At 70.4% G+C, this 21,390-nt stretch carries 20 protein-coding genes and 1 pseudogene; 9 read left to right on the top strand and 12 right to left on the bottom strand.

Features of this window, described 5'->3' with window-relative positions; translation table 11 throughout:
• Window positions 1-1,167 (top strand): HTTM domain-containing protein, encoded by a 1,167-nt coding sequence (locus J2Z30_RS10600; protein ID WP_052701298.1) that lies wholly within the window; start codon window positions 1-3, stop codon window positions 1,165-1,167.
• Here the strand turns inward: J2Z30_RS10600 and J2Z30_RS50840 are convergent.
• The 4 genes and pseudogenes from J2Z30_RS50840 to J2Z30_RS10620 all read right to left on the bottom strand — a co-directional run.
• A pseudogene (locus J2Z30_RS50840) lies at window positions 1,124-1,495 on the bottom strand (DUF397 domain-containing protein); the annotation flags it as partial. The gene J2Z30_RS10600 and the pseudogene J2Z30_RS50840 sit on opposite strands and share 44 nt — an antisense overlap.
• Before the next feature lie 33 nt (window positions 1,496-1,528).
• Window positions 1,529-1,921: a DUF3592 domain-containing protein gene (locus J2Z30_RS10610; RefSeq protein ID WP_044568980.1), complete on the bottom strand. Its 393-nt coding sequence runs from the start codon at window positions 1,919-1,921 to the stop codon at window positions 1,529-1,531.
• Window positions 1,922-2,030: 109 nt separating this feature from the next.
• Entirely contained in the window at window positions 2,031-2,741 is a 711-nt protein-coding gene (locus J2Z30_RS10615) for an AAA family ATPase (protein WP_044568979.1), read from the bottom strand.
• Window positions 2,742-2,753: 12 nt separating this feature from the next.
• Window positions 2,754-3,527: a phosphotransferase gene (locus J2Z30_RS10620; protein WP_044581220.1), complete on the bottom strand. Its 774-nt coding sequence runs from the start codon at window positions 3,525-3,527 to the stop codon at window positions 2,754-2,756.
• A gap of 373 nt (window positions 3,528-3,900) precedes the next feature.
• Between J2Z30_RS10620 and J2Z30_RS10625 the strand changes: the two genes are divergently transcribed.
• Window positions 3,901-4,641, top strand: coding sequence for a class I SAM-dependent methyltransferase (locus J2Z30_RS10625; RefSeq protein ID WP_044568978.1), 741 nt, complete (start codon window positions 3,901-3,903; stop codon window positions 4,639-4,641).
• A gap of 78 nt (window positions 4,642-4,719) precedes the next feature.
• Here the strand turns inward: J2Z30_RS10625 and J2Z30_RS10630 are convergent, their stop codons facing one another.
• A complete protein-coding gene (locus J2Z30_RS10630) occupies window positions 4,720-5,898 on the bottom strand; it encodes a PucR family transcriptional regulator (protein WP_078956561.1) in 1,179 nt (392 codons plus the stop codon).
• A gap of 166 nt (window positions 5,899-6,064) precedes the next feature.
• On the opposite strand from J2Z30_RS10630, the gene J2Z30_RS10635 reads away from it, so the two are divergent.
• The 4 genes from J2Z30_RS10635 (at window position 6,065) to J2Z30_RS10650 (ending at window position 12,507) form a co-directional block, all read left to right on the top strand.
• The gene (locus J2Z30_RS10635; protein ID WP_044568975.1) at window positions 6,065-7,387 is read left to right on the top strand and encodes an MFS transporter; all 1,323 of its coding nucleotides are present in this window, start codon (window positions 6,065-6,067) and stop codon (window positions 7,385-7,387) included.
• Window positions 7,384-8,673: an ArgE/DapE family deacylase gene (locus J2Z30_RS10640; protein ID WP_044568973.1), complete on the top strand. Its 1,290-nt coding sequence runs from the start codon at window positions 7,384-7,386 to the stop codon at window positions 8,671-8,673. The genes J2Z30_RS10635 and J2Z30_RS10640 overlap by 4 nt, the downstream gene beginning before the upstream one ends.
• A 162-nt stretch (window positions 8,674-8,835) precedes the next feature.
• Window positions 8,836-11,220, top strand: a complete 2,385-nt coding sequence (locus tag J2Z30_RS10645) for a phage holin family protein (RefSeq protein ID WP_044581219.1) — start codon at window positions 8,836-8,838, stop codon at window positions 11,218-11,220.
• 126 nt (window positions 11,221-11,346) lie between these two features.
• A complete protein-coding gene (locus J2Z30_RS10650) occupies window positions 11,347-12,507 on the top strand; it encodes a PP2C family protein-serine/threonine phosphatase (protein ID WP_044568972.1) in 1,161 nt (386 codons plus the stop codon).
• Here J2Z30_RS10650 and J2Z30_RS10655 read toward each other — a convergent pair.
• From J2Z30_RS10655 to J2Z30_RS10665, 3 genes are read right to left on the bottom strand one after another with little or no spacing between them, the layout of a single operon-like run.
• Window positions 12,488-13,474: a bile acid:sodium symporter family protein gene (locus tag J2Z30_RS10655; protein ID WP_372453258.1), complete on the bottom strand. Its 987-nt coding sequence runs from the start codon at window positions 13,472-13,474 to the stop codon at window positions 12,488-12,490. The two genes, J2Z30_RS10650 and J2Z30_RS10655, sit on opposite strands and share 20 nt — an antisense overlap.
• A 52-nt stretch (window positions 13,475-13,526) precedes the next feature.
• Window positions 13,527-13,961 carry a hypothetical protein gene (locus tag J2Z30_RS10660; RefSeq protein WP_044568971.1) on the bottom strand — a complete coding sequence of 145 codons (435 nt, stop codon included), beginning with the start codon at window positions 13,959-13,961 and terminating at the stop codon, window positions 13,527-13,529.
• Between the two features lie 14 nt (window positions 13,962-13,975).
• On the bottom strand, window positions 13,976-14,842 hold the full coding sequence (locus tag J2Z30_RS10665) for an isocitrate lyase/PEP mutase family protein (RefSeq protein ID WP_044568970.1): 867 nt from the start codon (window positions 14,840-14,842) through the stop codon (window positions 13,976-13,978).
• A 254-nt stretch (window positions 14,843-15,096) separates the two neighbouring features.
• Between J2Z30_RS10665 and proP the strand changes: the two genes are divergently transcribed.
• Entirely contained in the window at window positions 15,097-16,560 is a 1,464-nt protein-coding gene (gene proP / locus J2Z30_RS10670) for a glycine betaine/L-proline transporter ProP (RefSeq protein ID WP_044568968.1), read from the top strand.
• A gap of 137 nt (window positions 16,561-16,697) precedes the next feature.
• Window positions 16,698-17,069, top strand: coding sequence for a nuclear transport factor 2 family protein (locus J2Z30_RS10675; protein ID WP_044568967.1), 372 nt, complete (start codon window positions 16,698-16,700; stop codon window positions 17,067-17,069).
• A gap of 34 nt (window positions 17,070-17,103) precedes the next feature.
• Here J2Z30_RS10675 and J2Z30_RS10680 read toward each other — a convergent pair whose 3' ends face one another.
• Window positions 17,104-17,907, bottom strand: a complete 804-nt coding sequence (locus J2Z30_RS10680; protein WP_044581217.1) for a helix-turn-helix domain-containing protein — start codon at window positions 17,905-17,907, stop codon at window positions 17,104-17,106.
• A 101-nt stretch (window positions 17,908-18,008) separates the two neighbouring features.
• Here J2Z30_RS10680 and J2Z30_RS10685 point away from each other — a divergent pair, with 101 nt between their 5' ends.
• Window positions 18,009-18,320, top strand: a complete 312-nt coding sequence (locus J2Z30_RS10685) for a 4a-hydroxytetrahydrobiopterin dehydratase (protein WP_044568966.1) — start codon at window positions 18,009-18,011, stop codon at window positions 18,318-18,320.
• A gap of 201 nt (window positions 18,321-18,521) precedes the next feature.
• Here J2Z30_RS10685 and J2Z30_RS10690 read toward each other — a convergent pair whose 3' ends face one another.
• From J2Z30_RS10690 to J2Z30_RS10700, 3 genes are all read right to left on the bottom strand, one after another.
• Window positions 18,522-19,886, bottom strand: coding sequence for a cryptochrome/photolyase family protein (locus J2Z30_RS10690; protein WP_044568965.1), 1,365 nt, complete (start codon window positions 19,884-19,886; stop codon window positions 18,522-18,524).
• Window positions 19,887-19,996: 110 nt separating this feature from the next.
• Window positions 19,997-20,773, bottom strand: coding sequence for an anti-sigma factor (locus J2Z30_RS10695; protein ID WP_044568963.1), 777 nt, complete (start codon window positions 20,771-20,773; stop codon window positions 19,997-19,999).
• Window positions 20,770-21,354: a sigma-70 family RNA polymerase sigma factor gene (locus J2Z30_RS10700; RefSeq protein WP_044568962.1), complete on the bottom strand. Its 585-nt coding sequence runs from the start codon at window positions 21,352-21,354 to the stop codon at window positions 20,770-20,772. Before J2Z30_RS10700 ends, J2Z30_RS10695 begins: the two co-directional genes overlap by 4 nt.
• Window positions 21,355-21,390: the final 36 nt, after the last annotated feature.

The raw sequence follows: 21,390 nt of genomic DNA on the forward strand, positions 1-21,390 counted from the left end.
ATGAGCATCGACCACCTCACCCACCCCACGACGCGGCCCGCCACCGCTCCTTTGCCGGGTGCCGCCCGTGGGCGATGGCGGGAGGCGGCGGCGAGACTGATCGCCTTCGCCTGCGATGCGCATGCGCGGTATCAGTGCGCCCTGTTCCGAATCGGCCTGAGCGGACTCGTCCTGGCCTATCTGCTGCGGGAATGGCCGCACCGGCGGGTGCTCTACGGGGACCGCAGCCCCTGGGCGCTGGACCTGGCGGCCCGCCTGGTCACGGAGAACCACGCCTTCACCGTGCTGACCTGGAGCGCCGGACGCTGGTGGTTCGAATGCGTCTACCACGGCGCGATCCTGGTGGCGGCCCTGCTGATGCTCGGCTGGCGCACCCGGGCCACCTCGGTCCTCTTCCTGGTCGCCGTTCTCTCGCTCCAGAACCGCAACCCGCTCATCGGGGACGGCGGGGACAACGTGATCGGCGTGATGGCCATCTACCTCGCCTTCACCCAATGCGGAGCCGTCTGGTCCCTCGACGCCCGCCGCACCCGTCACAACCGCCGGGCCGGCCGGGTCGAAAGGGCCGGGTTCGTGATGTGGCAGATCCTCGGAGTGGCCCTCCTGTGGGTGTCGGACGGCTTCCAGGGAACCGCCTGGGCGGCGGTCCTGTGGACGGCTTGGGTCTGCCAGGGCCTCTGGTACGCGGCCCGCCGATGGTCACGGGGAGCGTGGTCGCGCGAACTGCTCGACGCGGCCGCCACGATGCTGCACAACTGCGCGATGCTCGTGATCGCGGCCCAGGTCTGTCTCATCTACGCCACAGCGGGCTGGTACAAGATCCAAGGCACCCGCTGGCAGGACGGCAGCGGGCTCCACTACGCCCTGCACCTCGACTACTTCAGCCCCTGGCCCGGCCTCGGCAGCCTGCTCGCGAGCCATATGCTCCTGATCGTCCTGCTGAGCTATGGGACCGTCGTGATGCAGGTTGCGTTCCCCTTCCTGCTCGCCTACCGACGCCTCAAGACCGCGCTGCTGGCGGTAATGATCCTCGAACACGTCGGAATCGCCGTCCTGCTCGGCCTGCCCTTCCTGTCGGCCGCGATGGTCGTCTGCGACGCGGTGTTCCTGCCGACGGCCCTTCTCAAGCCCTCGCGAAGGTCGTCAGGAAGTCGGTCCAGGCGGTAGCGGGTATGCGGAGGTGGGGGCCGTCGGGGTTCTTGGAGTCCCGTATGTGGACGGTGGTGGGGGTGGTGGCGACCTCGATGCACTCGCCGCCCGTGTTGTCGCTGTAGCTGCTCTTGAACCACATCAAGTCGCTCTTCCTTCGGCCCGAGAGCCTGCGTCCGTTGCTCTCCATGTAGACGAGGGCAGTCTGGTCGGCAGTCTCGAGCACTGTAAATGGCCCGCGAAGGCCAGCGTGTTCGGCGTGACTCAGCGGTATAACCTGGATCGTCACGTTCGGTAGCTTGGCGCACTCGATGAGATGCCTGAGCTGGGCCCGCATTACGTCCGCGCCACGACGAGTCCGGACGCGGCCTGGCCGCCTCTAGCGGGAGAGCAACCAGATCGGGAGGGCCGTCCACACGATGCCGATCGCGAGGACGAGCACGATGCCCCCTATCCGTTTCGAGGAGAGGTCGAGTCGTGCGCTCTTCGGGGCGCCGGGGAGGTAGAACACCGGGGCCCGGCCGCTCACGGGCAGGCCCCCGACTCCGGAGAGGTTGGACTCGAACTCGTGCTGATGGCCCTGTGCGTCATTGAAGTTGACCACCGCGAAGTAGACGGGCTTCTTGCCCACGCTGTGTGTGACGCGGTGGCGGACCACCAGGCCATCGGTGCGGATCCCCTCGCGTAGGAGGCGGCGTTGGAGCGCGGCCTCGCGGATACCGAGCCCGATGATGACGAGACCTATCAGTAGAAACAGCCACAGCACCCACATCGTCGCTTTCCCTCCGCATCGTACGGCTCCTCACGCGTCTCCCGTTACAGGAATGGACGATGCGCCGAGTCGACGCGGTTCCTGCCGCCTCACCACAGAGGACACGCTGTTAGTCCAGGACATGCCGCAGATAGCTCCGCGGATCGGCGAGGTAGCGGCGCCAGTGGTCGACCAGGGTCAGCTCGCTCCAGGCCACCCGCCGCATCCCGTGCTCGCCGACCTCCACGATGTCCGCACCGGGCAGCGCGGTCAGCAGGGGCGAATGCGTCGCGCAGATGACCTGGGCGCCGTTCTTCACCAACTCATCAAGATGGCCGATGAGTTCAAGGCAGGAGGCGAAGGAGAGCGCCGCCTCGGGCTCGTCCATGACATACAGTCCGGGCTGGAGGAACTTATCCCGGAACGCCGCGAGAAACCCCTCGCCGTGGCTGACCGAATGCGGGGCGAAACCCTCCCGGTCCAGTGCGTCCAGCGCGGTCTCGGCGCGCAGGAAGAACCCCTTGCGCGCCGCCCAACTGCCCAGCATCCGCCGCCCGCGCGGCGCCGCGTCGAAACGGATCCGCTCGCCCAGCGCCGACTTGGGCCGGTGGCTGGCGTAACGCCAATCGTGCGAGCCGCCGTACGAGTCCAGCCCGAACCCCTCCGCGAGGCCCTCGACCAGCGTCGACTTGCCCGACCCGTTCTCCCCGACGAGAAACGTCACGGGCGCGGTGAACCGCAGCCCGTCCGCCAGCAACCCCCGCACGCATGGCACCGACCAGGGCCACCCCTCCTCACGCGACCCCGGGTCAATGTGTGCGTACGCACGTTCGATAATCATCGCCCGAGTCTCTCATGGCGTCCAAAAGGAGGCGGGCAACGCCTCGACCTCGATGGCGGCTTGGCGTAGGTAGGCGGCAACCGGCAGCAGCGCGGCGTACACCGGGTCGCCGCCACCGGCCAGGCGGTCGATGACGTCGGCGTTGGTCCGCGCCCGTGCGGGCACCACGTCCGCGAATGCCGACCGGTCGCCGTCGTAGCCATAGGCGTCGAGCAGCAGGTGCAGACGCCGGGACCGGTCCTCGAACGCGGTGAATCCAGTCCGCTCAACCAATTGACGTGCCTGCAACGGCACCCAGGTCAACACCATGAATGCCAGATCGAACTCGCGCGACGAGGGCCCAGCGGTGTCCCAGTCGAAGAACCCGGCCAGATCGCCGTCGCGCCACACCGCGTTCCACGGGGCGGCGTCATGGTGCCCGACGATCAGCCCCGGCCGCCACGTCTGCCCGGCGAGCCAGCGCACGCCCGGTGGCGGCACAAACGACTCCGTAGCATCGTGCAGCCGACGGGCCCACTTGCCAACGCCCACCAGCGCGGTGTCCGAATACACCCACGCAGGCCAGGGAAGCGCCTCACCAGTGGTCTCGCCCACGAGATGGGTCAAGACCTCACGCCCTTGCCCGTCAGTCCCCAGCACCCGGGGCGCCCCGTCGAAGCCCGCGGCCTCCAGATGACGCAGCACCGCGTGCACGGCAGGCGTCCAGGGCTGGGCGGGCCGATGGACCGCATCACCGATACGCACCGCACCTACGGTCCGGCCACCAGCCAGACGTTCCTCCTCCATGGCCAGGTTGTATCGCAATCCCGACGGGCCGCGCATGCGCATTTCGCGGCGCGAGTGGCGGCATCCTGGCCCCTCCCAGACACCCCTCTAAAAACGCTTGACCTATCGCAACTAATAAGTCAAGCAACCTCCAGACGGGTACCCCACCCCCGGCAGAGCTGTCCGGCGTCGGCCCAAGCCCCGTCCGCAGAAGCCGCCACCGGGCCCAGCCTCCCACCGGCCCGGCGGCCGGCGACGGGACCCGCGCCCCCCACCTGCCGCCCCCATGCTCAAATGCGCCGAAGGCGCGAAACGGCGCCGCAGACAACCCACAACCTAATCCCCAGCCCCTAACCGTGTTGACCGCCCCGACAGGCAGTGCTGGAGTCGGCACGTGGACAGCATCCCGGCCAACCGGCGGCTCTGGAACCAGATCAGCAGCGCCTACCAGCACAAGCACGACCCGCAAATCGGCGCCACACCCCGGCTGTGGGGCATGTACTCCATCCCTGACGCGCACCTGCACGCCCTGGGCGACGTCACCGGCAAGCGCGTCCTCGAACTCGGCTGCGGCGCCGGCCAGTGGTCCAGGGCGCTCGCCGCCGAGGGCGCCACCGTGGTCGGGCTCGACCTGTCCGAAGCCCAACTCGCCGCAGCAGCCGGCGCGATGGGAGCGGCCCGCTACCCGCTGGTGCAAGGCGCCGCCGAACAACTCCCCTTCGCCGCCGATAGCTTCGACCTGGTGTTCTGCGACTTCGGTGGGCTCAGCTGGGCGCCCCCGCACCTGGCCGTCCCGCAGGCCGCACGCGTCTTGGACCGAGGCGGGCGCCTGGTGTTCAACGTCGCCAGCCCATGGTTCGAAGCTTGCTACGACGAAGCCGCCGGCCGCGTGACCACGACGCTGCAGCAGGACTACTTCGGGCTGAACACCATCGCCGAAGGCGACGGCGCGACCAGCTATCAGCTCACCTACGGCGACTGGGTCAAGGTCCTGCGCGGCGCGGGTCTCATCATCGACGACCTCATCGAGCCGCGGCCCGAACTCGGAACACCCAACGGCTACAACGAAACCGACCCACCCGACTGGGCACACCGCTGGCCGGCGGAACTGCTCTGGGTAACCCACAAACCGTAAGTTCCGCCGCGCCGAGACACGAAGGCATCCCCCCGCCGTTCAGGCCCTACTCCCGGCTTCGCCTACTCCCGGCCTCGCCTACTCCCCGGCTTCGCCCTGATCTTGGTATCCATCGGGTGCCGCCAAAGCGATACGGACGGTCGCCGCGTCCCACGGCGTGGCCGGGTCGAGCCCCGTCAGATCTTTGAAGCGGGACAGGCGCTTGAGGACGGTATTGCGGTGGCAGACAAGGGCCTCCGCCGTACCGGACAGCGAGCCCGACCGCAGGTAGGTCTCCACGGTCTGGAAGAGCTGACCGCGCCCGGTCTCCGACAGGACTCCCATGCCTCCGAGGGCGTCCGATCTGATGGCGGCGGTGAGCTCGGGAAGGGATGCCGCCACCAGCGCGGGCCATCCTTCGGACAGGGTCAGCGGAAGCGGCCCTCGGGGCGCCGCGGTGACGAAGAGGTCATGGGCGAGGCGCCATGCGCCTGGAACGTCAGCCAGCCTCGGGGCAACGGGCGCGATGGTTACCGGAAGCCCCTCCGCCCAGTGGGGGAGAAGCCGCTGGGGACGCGGATTCGGCACGAGGATCACGGCCGAGTCCGCCCTCGCGTGGACCTGTGCCCTGCTGCCCGCGTTCGCGATGCGATGACGTACATCGGACATGGCCGTCAAGGGCGCGGCCATGACCAGGTAGGGGCTCTCTCCGGGGAGGCCGAGCGTGTGGCTCAGCTGCATCGTCAGCGCCGGACCGGGCCGCTCCCGGTCCAGGAATCCGGAGAGCATGACAGCGATGTGTGTCTCGCGGTTCCTGGCCATCTGTGACACCTCGTTGAGGTAGCCGGCGTGAACGCGGACGGTGTGGTACTCGATCGCCTCCCAGAGCCGGACGGCGGAATCGTTGAGGGCATTCCGCTGGGCGGTGTCAGCCTGACCGCGCAGTGTGGTCCACAGCAGGCGGAAAACCATGCGTACCGCTTGGAGGAGGACTTCAAGCGGTACGCCCTGGACGGCGCGCCTGCGTCCGATCGACTCCGAGACCGTCTCGAGGTGGGTGGAGACCGGCAGGCCCGCCACCTTGCGGAGGATGAGTTCCAGCGCCTCGGTCGTGGTGTCGTGCAGGTCGTCCTCCGGGATGTCCACGTGTGTGTACCCCTCGATGGCCCTGAGCTGATCCAGGTATCCCTGGGCGAGGGTCTCCATGTTGCCCAGACACCAGCCGACGAGCTCCCGCAGCTCTGGCGGTGGTGGCACCTCGGCGCTTTGAGTGTGCATATGCACACCATAGACGGAGTCAACGTACCTAGCAGGCGAGCCCTGGCGAGCAGATACTGAATCCGACGCAGGTCAGCCCGAAGCCCGTAGCGGTCCATGGTGAAGCGCGCTCGGGGGGACCTCCTATCGGCAGCAAATGCACACCGCGCCCTCCAGAGGACCCCGTATGAGCACCCTGCAAAGCAGCACCCACGCACCTCTAGACGTACGCCAGGCCGGTCAGGTCACCCGCGCCGCGTTCGTCGGCACGGCGCTCGAGTGGTACGACTACTTTCTCTTCGGCACCGCCGCCGCCTTGGTCTTCGACCGGCTGATCTTCACGTCGCTCAATGCGACAGCGGCGGCGCTCGCCGCGTTGGCCACGTTCGGCGTGGGGTTTCTCGCGCGCCCGCTCGGCGCCGCGCTGTTCGGATACGTCGGTGACCGCTACGGACGCCGCCCGGCGCTGCTGATCACGATCATGGCCATCGGTATCGCGACGGGGCTGGTCGGCTTCTTGCCGACTTATCACGCCATCGGTCTGGCGGCACCGGTCGCGCTCGCGATCCTGCGTCTGATTCAGGGGCTGGCCGTGGGCGGTGAATGGGGCGGTGCCATGACCATCGCCGTGGAGCACGCGCCTCCGGGCAAGCGGGCCTGGTATGCCGCGCTCGTGCAGATCGGCTCACCGGTCGGCACCCTGTTCTCCTCCGGCGCGTTCGCGCTGGTGCTTCTGCTGCCGAGCGAGCAGTTCGACGCGTGGGGCTGGCGGCTGCCCTTCCTCGCCGCCTTCCCTCTCCTGGGGCTCGCCCTGTATCTGCGGCTGAAGCTTGAGGAGTCTCCGGTGTTCGCAGAGCTGCTGGAGGACGAAGAGCGGGTAAAGGTCCCGGTCGTGGAGGTGTTCCGCCGCACCGGTGGCCGACTCATGGTCGCCGTGATGTGTGCTTTCCTCGCGGTGGGTGGGTTCTACATGATGACCACCTTCGCCATCGGATACGGCACCGGCGTCCTCGGTCTCGACCGGGGACTGATGGTGAACGCGACGCTGATCGCCTCCGGTGTGCAGATCCTGGCGACGCTGATCGCCGGGAAGCTGGCCGTGGCTTGGGGGCCCGCCCTCACGGTGTTCCTGGGCGGTGCCACCACCGCACTCGCCACGTTCCCCATCTTCTGGCTTCTGGAGAGCAAGGCCCCGGCCGCCGTCGTTGCCGCCATCGTCCTCGGCATCGTCCTCATGACGATCGGGTACGCCGGCACCGGGTCGGCGCTGGCCGACCTGTTCCCCGCCAATCTCCGCTACACCGGTGTCTCCCTGGGCTACAACCTCGCCGGAGCACTGTCCGGCTTCATGCCGCTGCTGTCCCTCGCCGTACTGAAGGCGGCGGGAAACCACTCCTGGGCTCCGGCCCTGGTGCTGGTCGGCATCTCGGCCATCACCGCGGCGGGTGGACTGATCGCACGCCGCATCGGCCCCTTCACTGTCACGGAAAGCACCTACACGGAGAAATGAACAGCATGCTCAAGAACACCCAACGCGCCGCCATCGTCGATGGGGTGGACGAAGCGTTCGACCAGCAGATCGCCTTCACCCAGGAGCTCATCAGGCATCCCTCCGTCCGCACCCGGGAAGCGTCCGCACAGGACGTCATGGAGCGGGCGCTGAAGGAGCGGGGCTTCACGATCGACCGCTGGCAGCTCGACCCGGCCGAGCTGAGCGAGCATGTCGGCCATGGACGGATCAACGTCTCCTACGAGGGAATGACCAACGTGGTCGGCACCTTCCAGCCGGCTCAACACACGGGACGCTCACTCATCCTCAACGGGCACATCGATGTCGTGCCCGTCGGCCCCCGCGAGCAGTGGTCCAGGTCGCCCTGGGATCCGCACGTGGAAGACGGCTGGCTCTACGGCCGCGGCTGCGGGGACATGAAGGCGGGCCTGGCCGGTGGTCTCTTCGCCATCGACGCCATCCGCGCCGCGGGGCTGGAGATCACCGCGCCGCTCCACTTCCAGTCCGTGGTGGAGGAGGAGAGCACCGGCAACGGCACGCTCGCCGCGATCCAGAGGGGATACACGGCAGAAGCGGTGCTCATCCCCGAGCCCGAGGAGAACATGCTGGTCCGTGCGAACGTAGGGGTCATCTGGGCAAAGATCCGCGTTGGCGGAAAACCGACGCATCCGCGCGAGATGACATCCGGATTCAACGCGATCGACGCCGCGGTCGCGGTCGTCAACCAGCTCCGGCTCCTCGAAGCCGAATGGAACGCTGAGCGCGGTCGGCATCGCCACTTCGAGGACCTCGACCACCCGATCAACTTCAACATCGGACAGATCAGGGGCGGCGACTGGCCGTCGAGTGTCCCCGCCTGGTGCGAGTTCGACCTGCGAGCCGCCCTGTACCCGGGAACCACGGCGGACGAGGCGTGGGAGCAGATCATGCGCCATCTGAAGATCGCGGAGGCGGCTCTGCCGGTCGGCGATGCCCGTGTCACTGCCGAAAAGACCGGGTTCTACGCGGAAGGTTATGTTCTCGAAGAGGGCTCGGACGCGGAGCACACCCTCGGCGAGCAGCACGAGAAGGTGTTCGGCTCGCCATTGGACTCCTTCACCACACCTGGCTACATCGACTCGCGGCTCTTCGTCCTCTACTCGGGACTGCCCACCCTGGTCTACGGACCCCGGACAGAAGAGATCCACGGCTACGACGAGCGCACTCACCTGGAGTCCTTGAGGAAGGTCACCAAGACGATGGCCCTCTTCATCGCCGAATGGTGCGGTGTGACCCAGACGAGCTGAGGGCCGTGCGCCCGCCGGTCAGCGGGGGTGGCTGGACGATGCGGAATCGATCCGTCCTGGTAACCCGCCGGCCGCCGGGTCGCGGGGGCGCTGTGCCACGCTTGAAGCCGGTTCGCGCGCATGGTGCGGGCCGGTGATGCGAAGTGAGGGCGCGGCGTGCAGATGCCCCGATGGAAGACCGTGGGGGGAACCCTGCTGCGGGTGGCGGCGGTGTGGGCGGTGTCCACGCTCACGATGCTGGCGCTCGCCGGGATCCTCCCCGACTTCTCCCTGAAGTCGGGTGACGGTGACAGCGCGACGCAGATCGCCGTCACGGCCGCCAGCGGCGCGGGGGCCTTCGGGGTGCTCAGCGCGCTGGTGTGGCCGCTGCTCGTACGGGCGTTGCTGCTGATGCCCGCGTTGGTGCTGGGGCTCCTGGTGTTCGTACTCAACGGCTCGATGCTGCTGATCGCCCTCAGTGTGAACCCGGGCGGGCGCGGCGCCGCCGAGCCGGAGACCGCCGTCGTGGTGGCGGCCGTGATGTCCGCCGCGTCGTCGGCCACGAGCACCTTTCTGACCGTGCGGGACGACGGCGCCTACCGGCGGCGGCTGGCGCGGCTGGCCGTGCGGCGCCGGCGGCGGCTCGGTGAGGACGGGGGGAGCGACGAGCCCCCGGGGACGGTGTTCCTGCAGCTCGACGGGGTGGGGCACGCGGTGCTCCGGGAGGCGCTGCGGGAGCGCGAGAACCGGCCACCGGTGATGCCCACCGTCGCGGGCTGGCTCCAGAGCACCCACAAGGTCACGCCCTGGCGCACCGACTGGTCCAGCCAGACCGGCGCCAGTCAACTCGGCATCCTGCACGGCTCCAACGAGGACGTGCCCGCCTTCCGCTGGTACGAGAAGAAGACCGGGGAGGTGATGGTGAGCAACCGGCCGACCAGCGCGGCGGTGCTCCAGCGCCGCGCCGCCGCACGGGCGAGACACGACGGACTCCTCACGGTGGACGGGGCCAGCCGGGGCAACCTCTTCACCGGCGGCGCCGACCAGCTGGCCCTGGTCCTCTCGGTCGCGGCGCGGCGCGGTAAGCACAACCGCTCCCGCTCCGGCTACTTCGCGTACTTCGCCGACCCCGCCAACGCCACCCGCACCGCCGTGTCGTTCCTCGCCGAGGTCGTCCGGGAGATCTGCCAGTCCACGCGTGCCAAGCTGCGCCGCGAGGCGCCCCGGGTGAAGCGGGGCGGGCTGTATCCGTTCATCCGGGCGTTCGCCACCGTCGTGGAGCGGGACGTCGTGGTGACGGCGGTGATGGGGGACATCCTCTCCGGCCGTACCGCGATCTACGCCGACCTCGTGGCGTACGACGAGGTGGCCCACCACTCGGGGCCGCGCAGCCGGGACGCCCGGCAGGTGCTCGCCCGGCTCGACCGCTCCATCGCGCTGATCGCCAAGGTCGCCGAGCACGCCCCGCGCGACTACCGCGTCGTGCTGCTGTCCGACCATGGGCAGAGCCCCGGCGAGACCTTCGCGGGGGCGTACGGGCTGAGGCTGGAGGACCTGGTGCGGGCCGGTTGCGGTCTGCCCGTCTCGCGGCGGGCCGGGCGGACCCCGAGCGGGGCGGAGGCGCGCGAGGCGGGGCGGGCGGCGCTGCGCCGGCCGGAGAAGCCCGGTGTGGACGGGGACGGGTGGTGTGGCGGGCGGGAGACCTCCGCCGATGCCGGTAGTGGCGGTAGTGGCGGTAGTGGCGGTAGTGCCGGTAGTGCCGGTAGTGCCGGTAGCGCCGGTGACACCGCCGTTTCCGATCCCATCGTGCTCGCCTCCGGGAATCTCGGCCTGATCTCCTTCCCCGACGTACCGGGGCGGATGAGCCGCGAGCAGATCGACGCCCGCCACCCCGCGCTGCTGCGCACCCTCGCCGACCACCCCGGCGTGGGCTTCGTGCTCGTACGGTCCGAGGCGCACGGCGCGGTGGTGCTGGGCGCGGACGGGGCCGAGCACCGGCTGGACACCGGGGAGGTCTTCGGGACGAGCCCGCTTACGGTCTTCGGGCCGGGCGCCGAGAGCGCCGTACGGCGCACCGCGCACTTCCGGAACACCCCCGACATCATGGTCAACTCCGCCTACGACCCGGTGCGCGGCACGGTGCACGCGTTCGAGGAGCAGATCGGCTCGCACGGCGGGCTCGGCGGGGAGCAGGGGCACCCCTTTCTGCTGTGGCCGGCCGGGCTGACCCCGCCGGTGGCGGCGGGGGAGGAGCTGGTCGGGGCGGAGCGGGTGCACCAGGTGCTGCGGCGCTGGCTGGAGGAGGCGGACGGGCCCCAGGTGCCGGAGCAGGAGGCGGTGCCCGCCGCTGTGGAGGTCGCGGCGGCAGAGGCCCCGGCCGCCCTGGCCGCCCCGGCCGCACCGGAGGCGTCGGCGGCGCAGGCCCCGGCGGAGGCCGAGGTGCCCGCCGAGCCGCAGCCGGCCAAGGCGTCCGACGCCGCGCGCACCGCGCGGGATTCCCGGTGGGACGGCGCCCCCGCCGCACCATTTACCGTGGTCAGCCGGGTCGTGCCGAACAAATCCCGGTGACTTTCGGGCAGCTGTACTTCCTGCTGTCCGGGCGTCGGCCGCCGACGTCACGGCGGCGGATCCCGCCGTCGCAGCCGACACCACCGTCTGAACGCACCGCGCCCTTATCAGGTGTAAGCAGGAGGTATGCGCGTTTCGCCCGACCTCACCCGCATCGGTGGGGAAACGCGGTCGAGCAGGGCGCTGTTCGCCGTCCCGCTCGTGCTCATCCTGGCGGTCACGGTGATCGACCTCAACTCGCCGCCGACCGTCCACCTCGGCCCCTTTCTGATCGCGGCACCCGCGATCACCGCGTCCTTCGCGGGTGCGGGTGGAACAGCCGTGATCGGAGCCCTCGCCGTGGGGGCTCAGATCATCATCGGTGTGTTCCACGGCGGTCTGACGACCGCCAACCACCAGGCGCAGATCGTCGCCCTGATCGTGATCTCGGGACTGGTGACCAGCTTCCGCTACGCCACCGACCGGCACCGGCGCCGACTGAGCCAGGTGCGCTCCGTGGCCGTGGCCGCGCAGGAGGTCCTGCTGCGGCCGCTGCCCGAACGGATCGGGGAGCTGAGGATCGCCTCGCTGTATCTCGCGGCCGATGAGGAGGCGCAGATCGGCGGTGATCTGTACGCGGCCGTCCGCACCCAGGACGCGACCCGGCTGGTCATCGGGGACGTACGGGGAAAGGGGCTGGCCGCGATCGGTGACGCCGCCGTGCTGATCGGGGCCTTCCAGGGGGCCGCCTACCGCAATCTCTCGCTGCCGGGCATCGCCGCCCACCTGGGCAACGCCATGTGCTGGAACTGGCGCCACGTCGGAGGTGAGGAGCGGTATTTCCTGGAGTCCTTCGTGACCGCCGTGGTGCTCGACGTCTACGACGACGGCTCGGTGGCGGGGATGGTGAACTGCGGCCACCCCCCACCACTCCTGCTCCACAAGGGCGCGATCGCCACGCTGGAGGTGGACGAGCCCGCGGTGCCGCTGGGCCTTGAGGAGCCGAAGGAGGGGGACTACCAGGTCGAGACGTTCCGCTTCGAGTACGGCGACCTTCTGGTGCTGCACACCGACGGCGTCGTCGAGGCCCGGAGCGAGAGCGGCGCCTTCTATCCGCTCCCGGAACGGCTCGCGGCCTGGAGGGGCGGCAGCCCGCAGTCGCTGGTGGACCATCTCCACGCCGATCTGCTCCGGCACACCGGCGGTGGTGTCAACGACGACGCCGCCATCGTGGTGATCGCCCGCTGCACCCGAGCCGCCACGGCCGAGCCGCCGCCCGCTCCCCGGTCTACCCCCTCGCCTCCGTGATCTGGACGCGCTCCCCCTGTGCGGAGGCGGCCTCAGGCACCCGCCGGGACCACCGGCCCGCGATGATCGCGCACACCATCAGCTGCAGCTGATGGAAGAGCATCAGCGGCAGGATCACCGGTCCGGCCGCGTCCCCGAACAGCACCGCGGCCATGGGCAGCCCCGTGGCCAGGGACTTGTTGGAGCCGCAGAAGACGATGGTGACGCGGTCCTCCCGGCGGAAGCCCAGCCGCCGCGCGGCGAACGACGTTGTGGTGAGGGCCAGCCCCAGCAGGGCCGCGGCCAGCCCCAGCAGCGCGAGCAGCCGGGCCGGGGTGATCTGGTTCCAGATGCCCTCCGTCATGCCCCGGCTGAACGCCGTATAGACCACGAGCAGGATCGAACCCCGGTCCAGCAGGGCGAGCACCTTCTTGTGGCGGCCGATGAACGGCGCGGTCCAGCGGCGCAGCGCCTGCCCGGCGAGGAAGGGGAGCAGCAGCTGGGTGGCGATGGCCAGCAGCCCATCGGCCGAGAAGCGGACGTCCGAGCCGATCAGCCACGCCGCGAGCAGCGGGGTGACGATCATGCCGAGCAGGCTGGAGTACGTCCCCGCGCAGATCGCGGCCGGGACATTGCCCCGGGCGGTGGAGGTGAGGGCGACCGAGGACTGGACGGTCGAGGGCACCACACACAGGAAGAGCAGACCGGTGTAGAGCTGATCGGTGAGGAGGAACGGGGCGAGGCCGCCCGCGGCCAGCCCCAGCAGCGGGAAGAGTACGAAGGTGCTCCCGCCCACCACCAGGTGCAGCCGCCACTGCCGCAGCCCGTTCAGCGCCTCCCGGGTGGACAGCCGCGAACCGTAGAGGAAGAAGAGCAGCCCGATCGCGATGTCCGCGGCGTCGCCGACGGCCGTGGCCGCCGCCCCGCTCGCGGGCAGTAGCGCCGCCAGCGCGACCGTCCCGAGGAGGGCGGCGACATAGGGGTCCACCGCCCTCCCGAGCCGGCCCGGCCATGACAGCGGCCAGGACCTCCATCTCACATCAATCACCGCCTCCGGCCTGCCACGGCGGATGGCCGATCTGCGGCAGCACCCGATCCGCGCCGGGGATGCCGCGTGCCACGACATCGATGGCGCCGCCGCCCCCGTCGTGGTCGCTGCCCGCCGTGCCACGGCTCAGCAGCAGGGTGTTGAGGGTCCGGTCGACCTCAAGCCAGGAGTCGGCGCCGGAGTTGTCGATGACCACGAGGCCGTTGTGCTGGTCGGAGACCGGTGCGGAGTCCTCCGGTTCGCGGTCCTCGTCGTGCGGGGTGCCCGCGGGCGGCGGCGTCGCCCTGGCGGGGGCCGCGGGGCCCGCACACAGCACGCTCGCGGTGGCCGCGAGGAGGAGCCCCGCCGTGGACGGACGGATCGCAAGGATGTCCTTGCGGGGCTTACGGCGCCGGCCGGGGCCGGGCCCGAGGAAGGCCGAGGGCATGCGCGTGGCCCTCGTCATCCGACCCTGGCGGGCTGACGGTCCCCGTGGTGCCTGCTGATGTTCCTCTCCAGCAGCTCCGTGGCGCCCTTGACCCCGATGGCCCCGGTCTTACGGTTGTCCGGCAGTCGCCCGTCCGCCGTCTTGAGATCGCTCAGCGCACCGTCGATCGCGCCATGGGCGGCGAACAGGCACGGAGTGCTGTAGATGGCGACGTCCACCCCGAGTTCGGACAGCTCAGACAGGGAGAGCCTCGGCGACTTCCCGCCGGCGATCTGATTGAACAGCAGCGGCTTGTCGCCGATGACCTTACGGACCTTGCGGATCCACTCCACGCTGCGCACCCCGTCGACGAGGACGACATCCGCGTCGGTCTCCGCCAGCGCGGCCGCCCGCCGCAGGATCTCGGACTCCTCGGTGGCGTCCGTACGCGCCACCACCACCAGGTCCGTCCTGCTGCTCAGCACCAGCTGCAGCTTCTCGAGGTACTCCTCGAGCGGCAGGATCAGCTTGCCGTCGGCGTGGCCGCAGCGGCGCGGGCGCCGCTGGTCCTCCAGGATCACCCCGGAGGCCCCGGTGCGCTCCAGCCGCTGCACCACATGGCAGGCGACCTCGGGGTCCACATAGCCGTCGTCGATGTCCACGAGCAGATGGTGTTCGGGGAAGGCCAGCCGCAGCCGCTCCACGAAGGCGAGCATGTCGGGCCAGGCGATGAAGCCGATATCGGGGAGCCCGTAATGCGATGCGGCGAACCCGAAACCGGATACGAAGAAGCCGTTGTAGTGCTGTGCGGCGATGGACGCCGAGTACATGTCGTAGATGCCGATGAGGGGAGTGGTGGGGGAGGAACTGACGGACTTTCGGAGGGCATTGCCGTAGAGCATGATGTCCCCTTGAGTTCGGCGCCTTTCGGCGCTGTGTGACGGGTTGTGCGATTGGGTGGATAGGTCTGGCGAAGGCCAAGAATCGGTAAAGCAACCCGCCGGGTTTTCCCTGAAGATGCCTGCCTCGGCTCGGGTCGGGGTCGAACGTTCCTTGAGCGCCGGGGCCCTCGTCTTGGATGGTCTGCGACACGCCGGGCATGCCACGGCGATCGCCGGGTATGCGCAACAAGCCTGTCCACTGAAAAGAGTTGCTTGTGCCTGTCCAATCCGATGTCGAAGCCTCCGTGTCCGCGCCCTCCCGGCACCGCCTGCTCTGGCGTGCCGTCCAGCGACGCAAGAACCCTCCACTGCGTCGGAGCGACATCACGGTCACCGAGGAGAGGACCGTCCGGAAAGCGGTGAAGGCCGCCGCGCTGGGAAACGCCATGGAATGGTTCGACTTCGGGATCTACAGCTATCTCGCGGTCACCATCGGCAAAGTGTTCTTCCCGTCCGGCAATGGCACGGCGCAGGTGCTCTCCTCCCTGGCGACTTTCGCGGTGGCGTTTCTGGTCCGTCCGGTGGGAGGTTTGTTCTTCGGGCCGCTGGGTGACCGGATCGGCCGTAAGAAGGTGCTGTCCTTCACCATGATCATGATGGCGTCCAGCACGCTCGCCATCGGACTCATCCCCGGCTATGCCGCCATCGGCTTCTGGTCGCCCGCGCTGCTCATCCTGTTCCGTATGCTCCAGGGTTTCTCCACCGGCGGGGAATATGGCGGCGCCTCGACCTTCATCGCCGAATACGCGCCGGACAAGCGCCGTGGCTACTTCGGCAGCTTTCTGGAGTTCGGCACGCTGATCGGCTATACCTCGGCGGCCGGACTGGTGACCATCCTGACCGTGACGCTCGCCGACTCCTCGATGGATTCCTGGGGCTGGCGCATTCCGTTCCTGGTCGCCGCGCCGATCGGTCTTGTCGGTCTGTATCTGCGGCTGAAGCTGGATGACACCCCCGCGTTCCAGAAGCTGGAGGAAGAGGGCTCCACCAACGCGTCCGAGCGCGAAAGCCTGCCGTTCTGGCAGGTGTTCCGCACCCAGTGGCGTGCGATGGCGCTGTGCATCGCGCTGGTCGCCGCGTACAACATCACCGACTACATGCTGCTGTCCTACATGCCGACGTATCTGTCGGACACCCTCCACTACAGCAGTACCAGCGCCCTGGTCTCGATCATCATCGTGATGGTGGTGCTGATGGCGGCCATCACCTTCGTCGGCCGGTTCTCCGACCGCGTCGGCCGCAAGCCCGTGCTGATGGCCGGTTCGGTCGGCTTCCTGGTGCTCGCCGTGCCCTCCTTCCTGCTCATCAAGCAGGGCGGGATCGTCCCGGTCTTCGCCGGGCTGCTGCTCCTGGGGCTGTGTCTGCTGCCGTATGTGAGCGTGATGTCCGCCTCGCTGCCCGCGCTCTTCCCGACGAATGTGCGCTATGGCTCGCTCTCCATCGCCTTCAACATCTCCGTCTCGCTCTTCGGCGGCACCACGCCGCTGGTGACCGAGGGCCTGATCAGCGGCACCGGGGACGATCTGATGCCCGCCTACTACACGATGCTCGCGGCGGTCGTCGGCATCATCGCCGCGGCGGTGATGAAGGAGACGGCCCGTAAGCCGCTGGAGGGCTCGCCGCCCGCCGTGGCCACCAAGGAGGAGGCCATCGCGCTCGTGGAGTCCCAGCGGTCCTGAGTCATCCCGCCCCCATTACCTCGGCGGTAATCGACCCCCGCACGCGGCGGCGGCAGGGTTGAGGCATCGGGTTCCGGGCCGGCGCCCTCCGGTCCGGGATCCGTTCCCACCAGGGGATTTCATGGAGGAGTGACCAGATGACGCAGTACGACACCGCCGTCGCCCGCTACTTCGAGGCGTGGAACGCCACCGGCCCCGAGGCCATCGCCAAGGCCGTGGCCGCCGCCTGGACCGAGGACGGCGGCTACACCGACCCGCTGGCGGAGGCCCGCGGCCATGAGCAGCTGGCCGCCGTCATCGCCGGGGCCCGGGAGCAGTTCCCCGGCCATGAGTTCCGGCTCACCGGCGCCGTGGACGGCCATCACGACATGGCCCGCTTCACCTGGGAGCTGGTCTCCACGGCCGACGGCTCCGCCCCGGTCGCCGCGACCGATGTGATCACCCTGGCCGAGGACGGCCGGATCCGCTCCGTCCTCGGCTTCCTGGACCGGGTCCCCACGACCGGCTGAAACCGGGTTCCCACGACCGGCTGAAACCGCGTCCCTACGGCCGGCTGAACCGGCCCAGGGCGGCGGCGGTCTCCGGGTCGGCCGGGAGGAAGGTCTCGATGGCCAGCTCGGAGACCGTGACGTCCATGGGGGTGTTGAAGGTCGCGATCGTCGAGATGAACGACAGCACCCGCCCGCCGTGCTCGATCATCATCGGCAGCGCGAAGGGCGGGGTGTCACCGGCGGTCGCCGTCTCCCGGCCGCCGGTCTCGGCCAGCGGATAGGCCGCCACCTCGTCGTACAGCGCACGCAGCGGCGAGGAGCGCATCAGCGCCAGCTGCCGGTCCATCTGGTCCAGCAGATGGCCACGCCATTCGCGGAGGTTGCGGATGCGCGGGGCGAGCCCCTCGGGGTGGAGGGTGAGGCGCATCGCGTTCAGCGGGGGCCGCAGCAGATGCTCCGCCACCCCCTCCAGGAGCGCCGCGATGCCCCGGTTGGCCGCCAGCACCTCATAGGTGCCGTCCACCACGAGCGCCGGATACGGCTCATAGCCGGTCAGCAGCCGCTCCAGGGAGTCGCGCAGGGCGCTCATCGACGGGTCGTCCACCGACCGCTCCGGATAGTGCGGGGCGTAACCGGCGGCGATCAGCAGGGCGTTGCGCTCGCGGACGGGGACGTCGAGGTGGTCGGCGAGCCGGAGCACCATCTCCTGGCTGGGCCGCGACCGGCCGGTCTCGATGAAGCTGATGTGGCGGGCCGAGGAGTCGGCGCGCAGCGCGAGCTCCAGCTGGCTGATCCGGCGGCGGTCCCGCCACTCGCGCAGCAGTGTGCCCACCCGGGGCGGCGCGGCAGTCGTCATGACCCGAAGGTAGCCGACGCCGGGCGGGGGCCATGGCAGGGTGGAAGGGCCACCGGTCACCCGCGCAGGGCCACCGGTCACCCGCGACGAAGGGATGTGTCATGGCAGTCGAGCCGCTCACCGACCAGGAGATCCAGCGACGTCTGGAGCAGCTTCCCGGCTGGTCGTTCGCGGACGACCGGCTTTCCCGGACGTATGTCTTCAAGGGCCATCCACAGGCGGCCGGGCTGGTGGCGGAGATCGCCACCATCCAGGAGGAGCTCGACCACCACTCCGACCTCAACCTCGGCTACAACAAGGTGGGCGTCACGGTGAACACCCACAGCGTCGGCGGCAAGGTGACCGCGCTCGACTTCGAGCTGGCCGGCCGGATCGAGGAGATCGCCCCGCGGCACGGCGCCCGCGCCGACTAAGGGGTGTCCGGCGGATCTTGGCGCCTGCGGCGGGCCACGCGGCGGAGCCGCATATCGGTGCTTCCCCCTCCCCGCCCCTTCCCGCAGCCTCGATATGCGGCTCCGCCGCGTGGCAGGGGCTTCGCCCCTGGACCCCGGGGTCTGGGGCGGAGCCCCGCGTGGTCCGTCGGACACCCCGTAGACCGGCCGACGGTCCCGAGGTCACCCCCGGGCGTGCCGGAAGCGGGCCAGCCCCTCCTGGAGGTCCACGATCGGATCCGGGTAGTCCAGCCGGTCCCGCTCGGCCTCCGGCAGCCGCCAGGGCGTATGGACGCCGGAGCCGGTCACCCCGGCCAGCTCCGGCACCCAGCGCCGCACATACGCGCCGTCCGGGTCGAACCGCCGGGCCTGCGCCAGCGGATTGAGGACCCGGTTCGGGCGGGTGTCGGTGCCGGTGCCCGCCGCCCACTGCCAGTTCAGCTGGTTGTTGGCCACGTCCCCGTCCACCAGCAGCTCCAGGAAGTACCGGGCGCCGATCCGCCAGTCCTGGTAGAGCGTCTTGGTGAGGAAGCTCGCCACCAGCAGCCGCGCCCGGTTGTGCATCCAGCCCTCGTGGCGCAGCTGCCGCATCCCCGCGTCCACCAGCGGATAGCCGGTGCGCCCCGCCTTCCAGGCCGCGACCTCGGCCGCGTCCTCGCGCCACCGGTCGCCCCGCGGCCGGTAGTCGGCGTACGAGGCGTCCGGCCGGGCGGCCAGCACCTGGTGGTGGAAGTCCCGCCAGGCCAGCTGCCGTACGAAGGCGTCGGCGCCCGCGCCGCCCGCCTCCCGCGCCCGGTGCACCAGCTCCACCGGTGACAGACAGCCGAAGTGCAGATACGGGGAGAGCCGGGAGGTGGCGTCGCCCGCCAGATCGTCCTGCCGGTCGGCGTAGCTCCTCAAGCCCGACCGCCACCAGGAGCGCATGCGGCGGCGGCCCGCCGTCTCCCCGCCCTCGGGCAGCCCGGGGGAGGGGCTGCCGGAGGCGAGCGAGGCGACCGCCGCCACCGGCTCCGAGCGCGGCCCGGACGGCACGCTCACCGTGCGCGGTGCGCTCAGCGGCTTCCGCACCCCGGCCCGCCGCCAGGCGCGGAAGTACGGGGTGAAGACCGCGAAGTGGTCCTTGCCCGCCGGGGTCACCTCGCCCGGCTCAACCGCCGTCACCACCGCGCCGTGCACCCGCAGCCGCCGTCCGTCCGCCCCCAGCGCCTCGCGCAGCCGCCGCTCGCGGCGGGTGGCGTAGCCGCTCACCCTGCCCGCGATGTGCACCTCGTCCGCGTCCGCCTGCCGCGCCGCCCGCAGGATCTCCGCCACCGCGTCCCCCCGGCGGACCACCAGCCGCCCGCCGCGCTCGCGCAGCCCCGCGTCGAGATCGGCCAGCGCGTCCGCGAGGAACGCCACCCGGTTGGGGACCGCGAACCCCGTCCCGGCCAGGCCACGGTCCACGACGAACAGCGGCACGACCCGCTCGGCGGAGCGCAGCGCGCCGCGCAGCACGGGGTTGTCGGACAGCCGCAGATCGGAGGTGAAGACGGAGAGGGACGTGCTCATCCCTCTCCCTTACCCCACCAGGCCCCGTGGACCGGCGGCTCGGCGCCCCATGTCACCCGATGACGCCCGATGTCATCCGATAACGCCTGACAACGCCCGGTGTCGTCCGCTCACGCCGAGGGGAACGTCAACAGGACCAGCGGATCGCTCGTCGGGGCCTTCGACCCTCCGGCGGGCTCGACCGTCACCCCCATGGCCGACGCCTTCCCGACCGCGCCGCTCATGACCGCCGCCGTGCTCCGGCCCGAGGAGTCCACCAGACCGGCGGGGCGCATCGTGCCGCCGTCGCTGAACCACAGCTGGTAGATCCGCCCGGCGGGCGGTTCGGGCAGCCCGGAGGCGAGGAACACCGCCTTGTTCAGCCCGCGCGAGACCACCACCGTGCCCGTCGAGCCGTCCGTCATCCGGCCGCTGCGGCTGTGCGCGTCGGGCGCGGCCAGCACCTGGGTCAGCTCCTCCGCCTGGGCCACCCGCTGCTCGGAGCGGCGGGCCGTGTCTCGGGCGTCGGACGCCTGCCGGTACTGCCACATCGCGACCCCGCCGCACACGGCGGCCGCGGCGACGCAGGCCGCCAGCGCGAAGTTCATCGCCCGCCGCCCGGTGCGCCGCCGGGGGCCCGCGTGGGACTCCCGGGCCTCCCGCGCCGCCACCCGCGGCGGCTCCTGGCGGACGGTGGCGATCCGCCGCAGCACATCGTCCTTCATCGTCGGGGGCGGGGTCAGGGACGTGGCCACCGCCAGCTTGGCGGCGGTCTCCCGCAGCTCCCGTACCTCCTGACGGCAGGCGTCACAGACCGCCAGATGCCGCTCGAACTCGGTCAACTCCCGACCCGACAGGGCGTTCACCGAGTACGCCCCGGTCAAGGTGTGCAGATCCGCTCTGGTCATGCGCCGACCCCCATGCAGTCCCGGAGCCGGATGAGCCCGTCCCGGAGTCTGGTCTTCACGGTCCCGAGCGGCAGCGACAGCAGCTCCGCCACCTCACGGTAGGAGCGGCCCCGGTAGTAGGCGAGCGTCACCGACTGCCGCTGCAGCTCGGTCAGCGTCCGCATGCACCGGCGCACCTGCTCGCGCTCCAGCCTGGCCTCCACCTGCTCGGTCACCTCGTCGAACGCCGGGGTGCGGGACAGCAGCGCGGCGCGCTCCTCGCGGTCGGAGGCGGCCTGCGCCGAGCGCACCCGGTCCACGGCGCGCCGGTGCGCCACCGTCATGATCCAGGACATGGCGCTGCCCCGGCCCGGTTCGAACCGCGCCGCGGACCGCCACACCTCGACCAGGACCTCCTGTGTGACCTCCTCGGCCTGGGCCGGGTCGCGCAGCAGACTGCGCGTCAGCCCGAGGACCGGCCCGCTGACGGCGTCGTAGAGGGCTCCGAACGCGTTCTGGTCCCCCCGGGCCACCATCTGGAGCAACTCTTCGAGGTCCGGTCCGCGCGCGGCGGGTCCGCCGATGTACACGGGTTCTCTCACGGGCCGTCCTTCCGGGAACGATGCGGCGCACACGGA

This window comes from Streptomyces iranensis (assembly GCF_017874715.1).
Lineage (GTDB): Bacteria > Actinomycetota > Actinomycetes > Streptomycetales > Streptomycetaceae > Streptomyces > Streptomyces iranensis.

What these genes read in the sequence shown, in the direction of transcription:
- J2Z30_RS10600 (WP_052701298.1), top strand. Translation starts at nt 1, where the DNA reads ATGAGCATCGACCACCTCACCCACCCCACGACGCGGCCCGCCACCGCT.
- J2Z30_RS10610 (WP_044568980.1), bottom strand. Translation starts at nt 1,921, where the DNA reads ATGTGGGTGCTGTGGCTGTTTCTACTGATAGGTCTCGTCATCATCGGG.
- J2Z30_RS10615 (WP_044568979.1), bottom strand. Translation starts at nt 2,741, where the DNA reads ATGATTATCGAACGTGCGTACGCACACATTGACCCGGGGTCGCGTGAG.
- J2Z30_RS10620 (WP_044581220.1), bottom strand. Translation starts at nt 3,527, where the DNA reads ATGGAGGAGGAACGTCTGGCTGGTGGCCGGACCGTAGGTGCGGTGCGT.
- J2Z30_RS10630 (WP_078956561.1), bottom strand. Translation starts at nt 5,898, where the DNA reads ATGCACACTCAAAGCGCCGAGGTGCCACCACCGCCAGAGCTGCGGGAG.
- J2Z30_RS10635 (WP_044568975.1), top strand. Translation starts at nt 6,065, where the DNA reads ATGAGCACCCTGCAAAGCAGCACCCACGCACCTCTAGACGTACGCCAG.
- J2Z30_RS10640 (WP_044568973.1), top strand. Translation starts at nt 7,384, where the DNA reads ATGAACAGCATGCTCAAGAACACCCAACGCGCCGCCATCGTCGATGGG.
- J2Z30_RS10645 (WP_044581219.1), top strand. Translation starts at nt 8,836, where the DNA reads ATGCCCCGATGGAAGACCGTGGGGGGAACCCTGCTGCGGGTGGCGGCG.
- J2Z30_RS10650 (WP_044568972.1), top strand. Translation starts at nt 11,347, where the DNA reads ATGCGCGTTTCGCCCGACCTCACCCGCATCGGTGGGGAAACGCGGTCG.
- J2Z30_RS10660 (WP_044568971.1), bottom strand. Translation starts at nt 13,961, where the DNA reads ATGCCCTCGGCCTTCCTCGGGCCCGGCCCCGGCCGGCGCCGTAAGCCC.
- J2Z30_RS10665 (WP_044568970.1), bottom strand. Translation starts at nt 14,842, where the DNA reads ATGCTCTACGGCAATGCCCTCCGAAAGTCCGTCAGTTCCTCCCCCACC.
- J2Z30_RS10675 (WP_044568967.1), top strand. Translation starts at nt 16,698, where the DNA reads ATGACGCAGTACGACACCGCCGTCGCCCGCTACTTCGAGGCGTGGAAC.
- J2Z30_RS10680 (WP_044581217.1), bottom strand. Translation starts at nt 17,907, where the DNA reads ATGACGACTGCCGCGCCGCCCCGGGTGGGCACACTGCTGCGCGAGTGG.
- J2Z30_RS10685 (WP_044568966.1), top strand. Translation starts at nt 18,009, where the DNA reads ATGGCAGTCGAGCCGCTCACCGACCAGGAGATCCAGCGACGTCTGGAG.
- J2Z30_RS10690 (WP_044568965.1), bottom strand. Translation starts at nt 19,886, where the DNA reads ATGAGCACGTCCCTCTCCGTCTTCACCTCCGATCTGCGGCTGTCCGAC.
- J2Z30_RS10695 (WP_044568963.1), bottom strand. Translation starts at nt 20,773, where the DNA reads ATGACCAGAGCGGATCTGCACACCTTGACCGGGGCGTACTCGGTGAAC.